This is a genomic window from Streptomyces sp. NPDC048197, from assembly GCF_043202395.1.
Lineage (GTDB): Bacteria > Actinomycetota > Actinomycetes > Streptomycetales > Streptomycetaceae > Streptomyces > Streptomyces siderophoricus.
The window spans coordinates 15,563-29,013 of sequence record NZ_JBIDAJ010000026.1; the positions used below are offsets into that span (position 1 = coordinate 15,563).

The 13,451-nt window shown below is 73.6% G+C and carries 11 protein-coding genes; 3 read left to right on the plus strand and 8 right to left on the minus strand.

What is annotated here, in order from left to right; genetic code table 11:
* Positions 1-55 precede the first annotated feature (55 nt).
* The 4 genes from ACGF4C_RS28180 to ACGF4C_RS28195 all read right to left on the minus strand — a co-directional run bounded on the left by ACGF4C_RS28180 (position 56) and on the right by ACGF4C_RS28195 (position 5,141).
* The gene (locus ACGF4C_RS28180; RefSeq protein ID WP_393569664.1) at positions 56-811 is read right to left on the minus strand and encodes a polyprenol monophosphomannose synthase; all 756 of its coding nucleotides are present in this window, start codon (positions 809-811) and stop codon (positions 56-58) included.
* A complete protein-coding gene (lnt, locus tag ACGF4C_RS28185; RefSeq protein ID WP_393569790.1) occupies positions 808-2,481 on the minus strand; it encodes an apolipoprotein N-acyltransferase in 1,674 nt (557 codons plus the stop codon). The genes ACGF4C_RS28180 and lnt overlap by 4 nt, the downstream gene beginning before the upstream one ends.
* Before the next feature lie 511 nt (positions 2,482-2,992).
* A complete protein-coding gene (locus ACGF4C_RS28190; protein WP_393569666.1) occupies positions 2,993-4,633 on the minus strand; it encodes an amidohydrolase in 1,641 nt (546 codons plus the stop codon).
* 67 nt (positions 4,634-4,700) lie between these two features.
* Positions 4,701-5,141 (minus strand): Lrp/AsnC family transcriptional regulator, encoded by a 441-nt coding sequence (locus ACGF4C_RS28195; RefSeq protein ID WP_030412641.1) that lies wholly within the window; start codon positions 5,139-5,141, stop codon positions 4,701-4,703.
* Between the two features lie 208 nt (positions 5,142-5,349).
* On the opposite strand from ACGF4C_RS28195, the gene ACGF4C_RS28200 reads away from it, so the two are divergent.
* The gene (locus tag ACGF4C_RS28200; RefSeq protein WP_030412642.1) at positions 5,350-5,775 is read left to right on the plus strand and encodes a hypothetical protein; all 426 of its coding nucleotides are present in this window, start codon (positions 5,350-5,352) and stop codon (positions 5,773-5,775) included.
* 73 nt (positions 5,776-5,848) lie between these two features.
* Here ACGF4C_RS28200 and ACGF4C_RS28205 read toward each other — a convergent pair whose 3' ends face one another.
* The 3 genes from ACGF4C_RS28205 to ACGF4C_RS28215 form a co-directional block, all read right to left on the minus strand.
* On the minus strand, positions 5,849-6,979 hold the full coding sequence (locus ACGF4C_RS28205) for a phosphotransferase family protein (protein WP_393569669.1): 1,131 nt from the start codon (positions 6,977-6,979) through the stop codon (positions 5,849-5,851).
* Positions 6,976-8,118, minus strand: a complete 1,143-nt coding sequence (locus ACGF4C_RS28210) for a hypothetical protein (RefSeq protein WP_393569671.1) — start codon at positions 8,116-8,118, stop codon at positions 6,976-6,978. Before ACGF4C_RS28210 ends, ACGF4C_RS28205 begins: the two co-directional genes overlap by 4 nt.
* Before the next feature lie 163 nt (positions 8,119-8,281).
* Positions 8,282-9,454: an acyl-CoA dehydrogenase family protein gene (locus tag ACGF4C_RS28215; protein WP_201811380.1), complete on the minus strand. Its 1,173-nt coding sequence runs from the start codon at positions 9,452-9,454 to the stop codon at positions 8,282-8,284.
* Positions 9,455-9,815: 361 nt separating this feature from the next.
* Between ACGF4C_RS28215 and ACGF4C_RS28220 the strand changes: the two genes are divergently transcribed.
* A complete protein-coding gene (locus tag ACGF4C_RS28220; protein ID WP_393569673.1) occupies positions 9,816-11,096 on the plus strand; it encodes a glycoside hydrolase family 18 protein in 1,281 nt (426 codons plus the stop codon).
* A gap of 93 nt (positions 11,097-11,189) precedes the next feature.
* Here the strand turns inward: ACGF4C_RS28220 and ACGF4C_RS28225 are convergent, their stop codons facing one another.
* Complete coding sequence (locus ACGF4C_RS28225) at positions 11,190-11,846, minus strand: TetR/AcrR family transcriptional regulator (protein ID WP_393569675.1); 657 nt, start codon at positions 11,844-11,846, stop codon at positions 11,190-11,192.
* Positions 11,847-12,076: 230 nt separating this feature from the next.
* On the opposite strand from ACGF4C_RS28225, the gene ACGF4C_RS28230 reads away from it, so the two are divergent.
* Positions 12,077-13,390 (plus strand): GAF domain-containing protein, encoded by a 1,314-nt coding sequence (locus tag ACGF4C_RS28230; RefSeq protein WP_393569677.1) that lies wholly within the window; start codon positions 12,077-12,079, stop codon positions 13,388-13,390.
* Positions 13,391-13,451 lie beyond the last annotated feature (61 nt).

Sequence of the window (13,451 nt, forward strand, 5' to 3'; positions counted from 1 at the left end):
TCGGACCGCCCGCGGATGACGGGTACGGATCATGTCCGGGGCCCGGGCGCCGGGGTCAGCGGCCGCGGAGCTTGTCCACCCGAGAGCCGACGCCCCAGGCCGTCACCCGCCACAGTGCCTCGACGACGATGTCCCGGCTCATCTTGCTGTCGCCGTGCTCCCGTTCGACGAAGGTGATCGGGACCTCGACGACGTGGTAGCCGGCCTGCACCGCGCGCCGGGCGAGGTCGACCTGGAAGCAGTAGCCCTGGGAGGCCACCTCGTCGAGCCCGAGCCCCTGGAGGGTCTCCGCGCGGAAGGCGCGGTAGCCGCCGGTGATGTCGCGCAGCGGCAGGTCCAGCACCAATCGCGAGTACGTGCTGCCGCCGCGGGAGATGAACTGGCGGTACTTGGGCCAGTTGACGGTCCGGCCGCCGGGCACCCAGCGCGAACCGAGGACCAGATCGGCGCCCTTGAGGGCGGTCAGCAGCCGGGGCAGCTCCTCGGGCTGGTGCGAGCCGTCGGCGTCCATCTCGACGAGGACGCCGTAGCCGTTGTCGATGCCCCACTTGAAGCCCGCCAGATAGGCGGCACCGAGCCCTTCCTTGCCCTTGCGGTGCAGGACGTGCACCTGCTGGTCCTCGGCGGCCAGTTCGTCGGCCAGCTTGCCGGTCCCGTCCGGGCTGTTGTCGTCCGCGACGAGGATGTGCGCCTCGGGGACGGCGGCCCGCACCCGCGAGACGACCGGCTTGATGTTCTCCGCCTCGTTGTACGTCGGGATGATCACCAAGGTGGTGCCGAGCGGACCGTACCGCCGCTGACCGTCTGTCACTGCTGCCCCTTCTCGTCCTTCGTACGCCCGCGCCGGCCGCCGATCACCGCGGCGGCACAGGACAGAAGGCCCACGATAGCGAGCGCCCATTCAGGTGCGGCGCCGACGCGGTCGGCGAGCGTCGTTTCGTTCCGCAGCGGGATGCGGGCGGAGACCACGCCCTGGGTGAATTCCGGGATCCGGTGGGTGACCGTGCCGTCCGGAGCGACCACCGCGCTGATCCCGCTGGTGGCCGCGGTGACCACCGCGCGGCCGTGCTCGACGGCGCGCAGCTTGGACATCGCGAGTTGCTGCTCGGGCTGGCCGGTGCGCCCGTAGGTGGCGTTGTTGGTCTGGATGACCAGGGCCCGGGCGCCGGCGCCGACGGTGTCGTGCACGATCTCGTCGTAGGCGACCTCGAAGCAGATGACGTCGCCGAGCTTGGCGGGGCCGACCTGCAGCAGGCCGGTGTGGTCGCCGGGATAGAAGTCGCGGGGCACCCGCTGGAAGCGCGTGATGATCTTGCTGAGCTGCTCCCGGAACGGTACGAACTCGCCGAACGGCACCGGGTGCTGCTTGGTGTACGAGGCGCCCGGCCCCTTCTTCGGGTCCCAGACGATGCCCTCGTTGAAGACGTAGCCCTTCTTGGACGGATGGTCCACGAGGGCGCCGACGAGCACGGGCACGCCGATCGCCTTGACCGCCTCGTCGATCCGGTCGTACGCCTGCGGGTACTGGAACGGGTCGAGGTCGGAGGAGTTCTCCGGCCAGATGACCAGGTCCGGCTTCTTGGCGCGGCCGGCCTTGATGTCGGCCGCGAGCTTCTCGGTGGCCGTGGCGTGGTTGTCGAGGATCTTCATGGGGCGGCCCAGGAAGTCCATTCCGGCCTGCTGGACGTTGCCCTGGACCACGGCGATGTCGACGGTGTCGTCGGCCTTGGTGGGGACCGGCACCAGCACCCCGGCCGCGGCGACCGCGGCGGCCAGCCCGAACGCCTCCAGCGCCGGCACGGCCCGGCGGACCGTGCCGTTGCCGCGCAGGCCCCACAGGACGGCGGCGCAGGCCGCCAGCAGCGTGCCGGTCAGCGCGACCGCGAAGGTCACCAGCGGGGCGCCGCCGAGCGCGGCGAGCGGGGTGAAGGGCGAGCCGGTGTTCGCGAAGGCCAGCCGCCCCCAGGGGAAGCCGCCGAACGGCAGCCGGTCGCGGGCCCATTCCTCGGCGACCCACAGACAGGCGCCCCACAGCGGCCAGGCCGGCAGCCGGGAGGTGAGCGCGAGCCCGGCGCCGAGCAGCGCCACGAAGAGCGCCTCGGCGAACGAGAGGCCCACCACCGCGTCCCAGCCGACGACGTGCAGCCACTTGAGCAGGATCAGGAAGAACGGCAGGCCGAAGGCGAGACCGGTCCAGGCGCCCTGGCGGGCGGTCCGGCCGCGGGTCAGCAGGGCCAGCGCGGCCACCGCCAGCGGCGACAGCGGCCACAGGTCGTACGGCGGGAAGGCCAGGCCCAGCGCGACGCCGGAGACGACCGCGAGGCCGGTGCGCGTTGCCTCCCGGCGGGCCAGGGAGAGCAGGCGGCGGGCCCGGCCCGGGCTCTCGGGGGCGGCCGGGGCGCCGGTCGTGGCGGGCGGCACCGCGCCGCCGGGCGAGGGGCCGCGCACGGCTTCTTGGGTGGTGTCGGAACCCGACGGCACGGTCACGGGCCTTCCTGCAGCAGGTCATGCGTATGTGAGGTGACCGTACATCGGATGACCGGAATCGTGGGTGCGGGGTGCGCAGAAGGTGAAGAACACCGAAGACGGGTGCGGATCGGGGCCCGGGCGCCCTTCGGGCCGACCTGGGACCCGCTGGCTGCGGGTCGACCGAGAGCCGTTGTCTACTGAGCGTCCGGGCCCCACCCGGGTCGCACCTGCCGACCAGCCGAAACCCTCCGTCGCCCCGTACCGCTGGTGCTGGACCTGGCTCCCAGTGGCGGTGTGCCGTGGCGCACCGCCCCATGGCCCAGCTGCGTTCGACGACTGCGCGGAGGTCTCCCGGTCGGACGTCCTGTGGTGGACTCGGCCGAACCTACCGGCCGCCGACCGCCTGCTGTCAACAGGTGCTCCGCCTGCGTCGTTTTCGCGTCGTCCCAGGTCAGCAACGAGCGGCCCCTGGTGAGGCGAGTAGCGGCAAGCACGGGCCGTGAAGGGACCTGCCCGCCCGATGTCACTCGATCGGCGGCCCGAAGACCGTGCGGCCGCCGACGACCGTGCGCAGGCACACCGGGAGGTCCCGGCCCGGCGTGAGATCGGGCAGGCCGGGGGTGCCCGAGCGGGGGTCGGTGGACCAGCGCTCCACCCGCTCGTCGGGTGCCTGGACGACCAGGTCGCCGGTGCGCCAGACCGCGTAGTCGGCGGGCGCGCCGGGGACCAGGACGCCCGCGTCGTCCCTGCCGACGGCCCGCCAGCCGCCCCGGGTGTGGGCGGTGAAGGCGGCGCGGGCGGAGATGCCGTGGGCGGGGGTGCGGTGGAAGACCGCGGCGCGCACGGTGCCCCAGGGGTCGAGCGCGGTGACCGGGCTGTCGGAGCCGAGGGCGAGCGGCACACCGGCCTTGAGCAGCGCGGCGTACGGGTTGAGGGTGGCTGCCCGTTCGGCGCCGAGGCGGGCGGCGTACATGCCGTCGGTGCCGCCCCAGGCCGCGTCGAAGGCGGGCTGGACGGAGGCGGTGAGCGCCAGCTCGGCGAAGCCGGCGATGGTGGCGTCGGTGAGCATTTCGGCGTGTTCGACGCGGTGCCGGGCGGCCCGGATCCGGTCCGTTCCCACCTTCTCGGCGGCGGCCCGTACGCCGTCGACGACGCTGGTCAGGGCGGCGTCGCCGATGGCGTGGAAGCCGGCCTGCAGTCCGGCCTCGGTGCAGGCGGCGACATGGGCGGCGACCGCGTCGGCGTCGAGCTGCGCGGTGCCGGTGTGCCCGGCGTCGGCGTACGGGGCGTGCAGATGGGCGGTGTGCGAGCCGAGCGAGCCGTCGGCGAACAGATCGCCCGCGGCGCCGATCGCGCCCAGCTCACGGATCCGCTCGGCGTCCTTTGCGGATGCGACCGCCTCGGCCCAGTAGCCGACCACGCGGGGGCCGGTCCCCTGCCGGGCGAGGGCGAGCAGTGCGGTGAAGTCGTCCTCGCCGGAGATCTCCGGGCCGGCGCATTCGTGGAGGCTGCCGATGCCGAGTGCGGCGGCCCGGGCCAGTGTGGCGGCCTGGGCCTCGGCGCGCTGGGCGGGGGTGACGGTGGCGAAGGCGGCGCGGCGGGCCGCGTGGTGGGCGTCGCCGGTCAGCGGGGCGTCGGCGCGGAACCCGGCGCGGTCGCGGATGCCGGGGACGAGGTCCAGCAGGGCGGTGGTGACGACGGCGGAGTGCACGTCGACCCGGGTGAGGTAGAGCGGCCGGCCGCCGGTGGCGGCGTCGAGTTCGGCGCGGGACGGCGGGCGGCCCTCGGGCCAGGCGCTGGCGTCCCAGCCGTGCCCGAGCAGGATCCGGTCCGCCGGGCGGGCGTCGGCGTGGGCCCGGATGCGGGCCAGCGCGTCGGACAGCGAGGTGGCGCCGAGCAGGTCGAGGCCGGTGAGCGCGAGTCCGGTGGCCGTGGTGTGCACATGTGCGTCCGTGAACGCCGGGGTGACCAGCGCCCCGTCCAGCCGGACGACCTCGTCGACGCCGTCGGCGAAGGAGTCGGCCGCGCCCTCCTCACCGACCCAGGCGATGCGGTCCCCCTCCACGACCATGGCGGTGGCGAAGGGGTCGGCGGGGCTGTGCACCTCACCGCCGCGCAGCAGAACGGTGCGGGGGGAAACCGGGTCGGGGATGTGCTCGCTCATACCGGACAGTCTGGCCCCTGTGCGGGCACGCTCCGCACGCAGGGGGCACCCGAGGGTGTCCTTCGGGTCAGATGCGCGGCGGGCGGGACTCGTACGGGGTGGACAGCACGACGGTGGTGCGGGTCGAGACACCGGCGAGCGTGCGGATGCGGGTGAGCAGGTGTTCCAGTTCGAGCGGGGCGGCGACCCGGACCTTGAGGATGTAGTTCTCGTCGCCGGCGACGCTGTGGCAGGCCTCCAGCTCCGGGACCTCGGCGAGCCGGTCGGCGATGTCGTCGGGGGCGCTGGGGTCGAAGGGTTTGACCGAGATGAAGGCGGTGAGCGGCAGGCCCACGGCTTCCGGGTCCACGATCGCGGCGTAGCCGCGGATCACACCGCGCTGCTCCAGGCGGCGCACCCGCTGGTGCACCGCCGAGGTGGACAGGCCGGTCGCCTTGCCCAGGTCGGTGTAGCTCATCCGCCCGTCCTTGACGAGCAGATCCACGATTTGTCGGTCCAACTCCTCCACCCGTTCAACCTACTGTGCGCGGGCGCGTATGCGCATCGTGCGCCGGATCGTGGACACCCCCGCGCCCTGCCGTGTGACCAATGCCACATGGGTGAACCCGTGTCCGTGGGGCGGTCGCGATTATGCGCGCGGCATGAAGGGAATTGCTGGTGGTGGCCAGGACCGCCCGTCAAGGAAGTCAGCGGTCCCCGCGGCCCACCCGAGGGGGATGGACATCATGCGACGCCTTCAGCAGGACTCCGCCGCCGCGAACATCGGCGCCCAGGAGGGCGACAGTTCCGGCCTCACCGGCGACGACGATGCGTACGACGCCTTCGACACCTTCGAGATCTACCGGGTGACCTGCCCGGACTGCCTGCAGCCGATCGCGCTGCTGGCGGACGAGGACGCCCTTCCCGAGCACGCGCTGTGCCCGACTCCGTGGAACCCGTTCGGGTTGACGGTGTGCCAGGGTTCCGGCCGGCCGGTGGCCGAGGCCCCGGAGACCGAGGACGCACTGGACGCCCAGGAGCAGGACGCGGCCGTGCTGCTGACCCTGCCGGAGGGCCTGGACTGGCGCCGCCAGCCGTTCTCGCACATCGGCGGGCCCGGCACCCGTCCGCTGCGGGTGCCGCGGATGCGCCACAGCGCCTGACGTTCCGCCCGCGGCCGTCCGGCGGCCTCGGTGTTCCTCGTACGTACCGGGACCAGGGCCCGGCCTCAGTGGCTCACCAGTACCGGCCCTCGATCATCGCCTCCAGGCTGTCCCGGTGGAGGATCAGCGCATCGGCGTCCTCCGGTACCGGCACCTCCCCGAAGTGCACCTGGCGGTAGGCCACTCTCAGCATCACGACGGCGTGCCGCAGCGCCGCGTAGAGGGTGTGGAATTCCATGTCGCGCGGGGTGTGCCCGGTGAGCCGGGCGTAGCGGCTCTCGACGGCGTCCCGGCGCAGGAAACCGGGCAGCCCGCGTTGGCCGCTGCCTTCCGTGAGGTCCTGGAAGAAGCGGTGGAGGTAGATCATCCAGCCCAGGTCCAGTTCCCGGGGCCCGAGCGCGGCCATTTCCCAGTCGAGTACGGCGGCGGGTTCGAAACCGTCGTAGACGATGTTGCCGATCCGGGCGTCGCCCCAGGTCAGTACGGTCTCGCCGGGGTCGGCGGGCCAGTGGTCGGCGAGCCAGGCGAAGCCGCGCTCGATCAGCGGTGATCGCGCGGTGTCCGCAACGACCCAGGCGTAGTAGGCACGTTGGGCCGCGACGTGCCGCTGCAGGGCGCTCCCGGTTCCGGCGGTTGCCAGGAAGCCGGCCCCGGCGAGCGGGACCTGGTCGTGGAGCCGGGCGAGCACCCCGACGCTGGCGGCCTCCAGGCGGTCGCGTTCGGCGTCGGTGGCGCCGGACAGCCAAGTCCCCTCGTACGTATAGGGCATGACGTCCGGCGGCACCCGGCCGTCGGCCCGGGCCATGACGAAGAACGGCGCGCCGAGGTGCGCCGGGTCCTCCTCCAGCCAGAGGGTGCGGGGCACGGGGAGGTCGGTGTGCGCGGCGACCAGCCGCATGGTGCGGTACTGGCGGGGCATGTCGTAGCGCGGGAAGACGGTGTACGCGGCCGGGTCGGCGGCCAGCCGCAGGGCGCAGCGCATGGGGGTCGCTCCCTGCTCGGGCGAAGCCGAGAGCCTGGGGGACGGCGGCTGAGCGTGCTCGATGTCGAAGAGCAGCGTCTCGCTGGACATGCCGTTGGAGCCGGGGACGGTGGTGCGGGTGGCGCGGGCGCCGGGGAGCCGGGTGCCGAGCCAGGCGGTGAGCCGGGCGGCGAGCTCGCCGGGGTCGCGGGTGGTGGTACGGGGCCGGGGCGCGGTGCTCATCGGTCCGCCTCCGGGGCGACCGCGGCGTAGTCGGCGAAGCCGCTGGGGTCGTGGCGTCCGAAGCTGCCGTGTTCGAAGATCCCGTAGCCGGTGCGGCCGTCGAGGGTGAAGCGGGCGGCGTGGTCGGTGACGCCGTAGGCGGCGTGGGGGCGGGCCGCGGGGTCCTTGAGGTCGTACACGCGGCGGTCGGTCCAGCCGCGGCCGCGCCAGGTGCCGTGCTGCCAGTCGTCGACAGGATCGGCGGGGGGATAGCCGGCGCCGACGGCCAGGGGTGAGGAGGTGAGGATCTCGACGGTGAGGTCCAGTGGTTCGCGGGCCGGGCCGGTGAGGTGGACGACCGCGCGCTCGGGGTGCCGGGTGCCGGGGCGGTAGCTGATGTCCGTGTGGGGCCAGCCGAGTTGGACGTCGGGGCGGTCCGGGCGGACCTGCCGCGCCTCGTTCAGGGTGCGGTACCCGTCGGCGTCCTCCTGGACGATGACCATGACGAACCGGTCGTCGAAGCGGACCGGGCACCAGATCCAGTGGAAGCCCTCGGTCCGCAGCTCCGCCCCGGCCCGTCCGGGGTCCTCGCCGGGGATCGGCCGGACGCCCCAGCTGCGGTCGCGGGTGCCGGTCCACTCCCCCGCCGTGACGGCGATCTCCTCTCCCGCGACGCGGATCCGGCCGGTGCAGGTGCCTGCCTGGACGAACCGCCGGGCCTGGAGCGTCAGCCGGTCGCCGCGGTACTGCGTGTGGTGCGGTTCCCAGGTCGCCGGGAAGGCCGCGGTCCAGGTCAGGTCGTACGCCAGGCCGTCCGGGTCGCCGGGGTCCGCGGCGCAGGTCAGCCGCAGCCGGGCGAGCGGCTCCTCGACGGTGATCGAGAGCGGGCCGACGGTGAGCGCCATCCGGTCGTCGGTGAGCGCGTCGGAGGCGCGTACGGCGTGCAGCCGGTCGCCGAGGCGAAGGGTGGCGTAGGCGTCGATGACGCCGGTGTTGGGGTAGACCCCGAGGCCGGCGATCAGCAGGGCCCGGCCCGAGTGGTCCAGGACGTGGAAGATGCACCGGTCGTAGGCGTTGCGGTCGCCGGTGGCGACGTGCCGCAGGGACAGCGGGACCTGGTGGATCGGGTATTCGTCGAGCGCGATGGGACGGTCGGACACTTCTCCTCCTGGGCGCTCGGGCAGGCCGGGCACCGCCCGGACTCGCGGGCCGCGGCGGGGAGTTGACGGTACGTCAGCTCGGCGCGGACGGCCAGACCCCGGTCGGCGTGAGAGGTGTCGGGCGCACGGGCGGGCCGGGGGTGCCGGCCCGCCCGGTGAAGGATCAGCGGCCTTCCGGGCCCGCGAGGTGGCGGGCGATGACCATGCGCTGGATCTGGTTGGTGCCCTCGACGATCTGCAGGACCTTGGCCTCGCGCATGTAGCGCTCGACCGGGAAGTCGAGCGTGTAGCCGTAGCCGCCGAGGAGCTGGACGGCGTCGGTGGTGACCCGCATCGCGGTGTCGGTGCAGAAGAGCTTGGCCATCGCCGCCTCCTTGGAGAACGGCAGACCGGCGTCCCGCAGCCGGGCGGCGGTGAGGTAGAGCGCCCGGCCGGCCTCGATCTGGGTGGCCATGTCGGCCAGCATGAAGCGCAGGCCCTGGAAGTCCACCAGGGGGCGGCCGAACTGCCGGCGCTCGGCGGTGTACGAGAGCGCCTCGTCCAGCGCCGCCTGCGCGACGCCGACGGCACAGGCGGCGATGCCCAGGCGGCCGGAGTCCAGGGCGGACAGCGCGATGGCGAAGCCCTGGCCCTCGTCGCCGAGGCGGCGGGCGTCGGGGACGCGGACGCCGTCGAAGTGCAGCTGGGCGGTCGGCGAGCCCTTCATGCCCATCTTGCGCTCGGGCGCGGCGGCGCTCAGGCCGTCGGCGTCGCCGGGCACGAGGAAGGCGGTGATGCCGTGGGCGCCGCTGCCGCCGGTGCGGGCCAGCACGGTGTAGAAGTCGGCCACGCCGCCGTGGGTGGTCCAGGCCTTGGTGCCGCTCAACGTCCAGGTGTCGCCGTCCCGCTCGGCGCGGGTGGTCAGCGAGGCGGCGTCGGAGCCGGAGGACGGCTCGGAGAGGCAGTAGGCGCCCAGCAGGCCGCCGCCGAGCATGGCGGGGAGGTGTTCGGCGCGCTGTTCCTTCGTGCCGTAGCCGGCGAGGGCGTGGCAGGCGAGGGTGTGCACGCTGACGCCGAGGCCGACGGTGAGGCGGGCGGCCGCGAGCTCCTCGACGACCTGGAGGTAGACCTCGTAGGGCTGGCCGCCCCCGCCGAATTCCTCGTCGTAGGGCAGCGAGAGCAGTCCGGATTCCGACAGCAGCCGGAAGGTCTCGCGGGGGAAGCGGCCGGCGTCCTCCTCCTCGGCGGCGGTCGGCCTGATCTCGCGCTCGGCGAGCTCTCGCACGAGCGTCATCAGGTCGCGGGCTTCCTCCGTGGGCAGCCTGCGGTCCACCGGCCGGGGGCCGTACTCGGTCATGGCGGCGCTCTCCTCCCTGTCGGGCGCTGCGGCGACGCACGCGGGGTGGGCGGCGGCGCCGTTTCCGTAGTGCCAGGCCGATGATCGCTTTCCGGGTCTCGGAACGCGATGACCTGCGGCTGTGGCGCTAGGAGTATGCCCGATCGGCGGCCCCGCGTCACTGGTTGATCAACTGCGGATACGGGTTCCGGCCCGCTACCCGGGTGGCACGCGGTGCCGCTACCGACCGCCGGTGAAATTGGTCCGAACCATTGACGCACTGGTCTAGTCCTTCTACCTTCTCCTCAACGTTCAACGCGTTCATGCCAATTCGGAACGCAGGTCCGCAAGCTTCCCCCTCGCCCCCCTCCGAGGAGACGACATGCTCAGACCGCACCGGAGGCGATCGCCGCGCCGGCTGATCGCCGCCGCCACCGCGCTGTGTACCGCGGCGCTGGCCGGCACCCTGCTCGCCGGCCCGGCCTCCGCCCACCCGGCCGGCACCTCCGCCCCGCACCCGTCCGCGGCCGCCGTCCCCACGGCGAAGCCGGCCGCGGCGGGCGGCAAGGTGGTCGGATACTTCACCAACTGGGGTGTCTACGACCGCAATTACCACGTCAAGAACATCGAGACGTCCGGGTCGGCGGCCAAGCTGACACACATCAACTACGCCTTCGGCAACGTCCAGGGCGGCAGGTGCGCCATCGGTGACTCCTACGCCGACTACGACAAGGCCTACACCGCCGACCAGAGCGTCGACGGCACGGCGGACACCTGGGACGCCGGTGCGCTGCGCGGCAACTTCAACCAGCTCAGGAAGCTCAAGAAGCTGCACCCCGGCCTCAAGGTGATCTGGTCCTTCGGCGGCTGGACCTGGTCCGGCGGCTTCGGCGAGGCCGCCAAGAACCCGGCCGCCTTCGCGCAGTCCTGCTACGACCTGGTCGAGGACCCCCGCTGGGCGGACGTCTTCGACGGTATCGACATCGACTGGGAGTACCCCAACGCCTGCGGCCTGAGCTGCGACACCAGCGGGAAGGACGCCTTCAGAGACGTCATGAAGGCGCTGCGGGCGAAGTTCGGTCAGAACAACCTGGTGACCGCGGCGATCACCGCGGACGCCTCGGCGGGCGGCAAGATGGACGCCGCCGACTACGCGGGCGCCGCCCCGTACGTCGACTGGTACAACCCGATGACGTACGACTACTTCGGCGCCTGGGACGCCAAGGGCCCGACCGCGCCGCACTCCCCGCTCTCGTCGTACAACGGCATCCCCAAGGCCGGTTTCAACACCACCGACACCATCGCCAAGCTGAAGGGCCTCGGGGTGCCGGCGAGCAAGCTGCTGCTGGGCATCGGCTTCTACGGCCGCGGCTGGTCGGGCGTCACCCAGGACGCGCCGGGCGGCACGGCGACCGGTGCGGCGCCGGGCAAGTACGAGGCCGGCATCGACGACTACAAGGTGCTCAAGACCCGCTGCCCGGCCACCGGCAAGGTGGGCGGCGCCGCGTACGCCAAGTGCGGTGACCAGTGGTGGAGTTACGACACCCCGGAGACCATCGGGACCAAGATGGCCTTCAAGAACGCCCAGGGCCTGGGCGGCACGTTCTTCTGGGAACTGAGCGGTGACACCGCCAACGGCGAGCTGATCAAGGCGATCGACTAGCGGTCGGCGCACGGGACCCGGACGGGCGGGAGGTGGCGGCCTCCCGCCCGTCCGGCATGCCGCCCCGCCGGCCCGGCATGCGCCCCGCCCGTCTCAGGCGGGCGGCCGCGGCGGGGCCGGGCAGGCCGGTTCGAACTCCTCGATCAGCCGGAGGGTGTCGCCCAGCCCGCGCACCAGCAGCGTCACCACGGTCTCGCGGGGCACCTCCTGCTCCGCGATCCAGTCCAGGGTGACGCCCTCGACGCCGGAGAGCCAGCCGGTCAGCGCGGTGCGGGCGAGCGGCGGGAGGTCGGTACGGCCCCAGGCGCCGAGCGCGATGGTGCCGAGCAGCCGGGCGCGCACCGAGTCGCGGATCGCCATGACCTCGGCATCGAAGCCGACCCCGCCGGTGACGATGGCGCGGTAGGCGGCCTGGTGGTGCTGGGCGTAGCGCAGATAGCCGTCGACGGTGCGCTGCACGCGGGCGGCCGGCGGCAGGTCGTGGGTGGCACCGGCCCGCTCGACCAGCCCGGCCACCGCGTCCTCGATGATCGCGAGGTAATAGCCGCGCTTGTTCGTGAAGTAGTAGTAGATCAGGCCCTTGGCGACGCCGGCCTGGCGGGCGATGTCGTCCATCGACAGCGCGTCGTAGGAGGTGTCGGCGAACAACTTCCTTCCGGTGGCTATCAGTTCGGCGCGGCGCGCCTGGGAGCGCGCGGTGCCACGAGCGGCCGGGGAGCCGCTCGTGCCGCGCTGTCGGCCCTCGTTCACAATTCGCCCTAGTCTCCAACTGCCATGATTTCCAGGAAGTATGACAGAGCGTCATGAGCCTTGGGCCGCCGTACCGCGCCACCTCGGACCTGATCACCGCGGGCGCGCCTGCGGCTGCACGCGGGAGATCCGCACGCCTGAGCGACGGCGGGCAGGCGGGGTTTACGGCTCCGTCCCGGCCGAGCACCATCGGCACGTACGGTGCAGGAGCCGCTGCGGAGAGGTGACACGTGGTCAACCCCTGGCTGGCGATGGAGGCCGGCGCCGATCCGGTGGAGCGCACCCGGACGGTGCGCCGGGCGCATGCCGCGTTCCTGGCCGACGGGACCGTCGCCCCGCCGGTCCGCCGGGTCGTCGCCGAGTCGTGGCGCCGGTCCGCGCATGCGCGGGCCGCGTGGGACGGGGCCGCGCCGATCGAACTGGACGAGGCGGCGCTGCGGGCCCACCGCGAGAGCCATCCGCTGGCCCGTGCGATGCCCGTCTTCCGGGACCTGCTGGGCAGCATCGCGCAGGACGGGGCGCATCTGCTGGCCGTCTGCGACCAGCAGGGGCGGCTGCTGTGGGTGGAGGGGCACCGCGGGGTGCGGCGCAGCGCCGAGCGGATGAACTTCGTGGCCGGCGCGCGCTGGGACGAGCCGCACGCCGGCACCAACGCACCCGGCACCGCGCTCGCCGCCGACCACGCCGTGCAGATCTTCGCCGCCGAGCACTACAACCGGCAGGTGCAGCGCTGGACCTGTGCCGCCGCGCCGCTGCACGATCCGCGGACCGGGCGGCTGCTGGGCGCGGTGGACATCACCGGCGGCGACCATCTGGCGAGCCCGCACAGCCTGGCCCTGGTGCAGGCCACCGCCCGGGCCGCGGAGGCCCATCTCGCGGCCGGGGCGCCGGCACCGGGCGCGTACCTGTCCGTGCTCGGCCGGGACGAGGCGCTGCTGGTCGTCGACGGCCGGCGGCTGCGGCTCGGGCGCCGGCACAGCGAGATCGTGCTGCTGCTGGCCCGTCATCCGGCGGGGCTGACGGGCGATCAGCTCACGGTTCGGCTCTACGGCGAGCGCGAGATGCGCCCGGTGACGCTGCGCGCCGAGCTGTCCCGGCTGCGGCAGCTCGTCGGGGGCCTGCTGCACTCACGCCCGTACCGCCTGAGCCGGCCGGTGGGGACCGACCTCGGCACGGTCGAGGAACGGCTGACGGCCGGCGACCCGTGGTCCGCGCTGGACGGCTACCGCGGCCCGCTGCTGCCGTCGTCGGAGGCACCCGGTGTGCGGCGGCTGCGGGACGCACTCGCGGACCGGCTGCGCGCCGCCCTGCTCGCCGCGCGCGATCCGGGACTGCTGGGCGCGTGGTCCCGTACGCCGTGGGGCGAGGACGACCTGGAGGTCTGGGAGGCCCTGGTGGACGCGCTGCCGGAGCGGTCACCGGCCCGCGGCGGGCCGCGCGCCACCGCGGACCGGCTGCGCGCCGCGTACGGCCTGACCGGCGGCCCGGCACCCGCCCCGGCCGCCGCGCGCGGCGCAACGTTCCGGCAACCTCCGCCGCCCTAGGGTGCGCCCATCCCCCGCCGCACGGGAGCGGCGGGCACCGCACCGAGAGTGATGGGGAGGC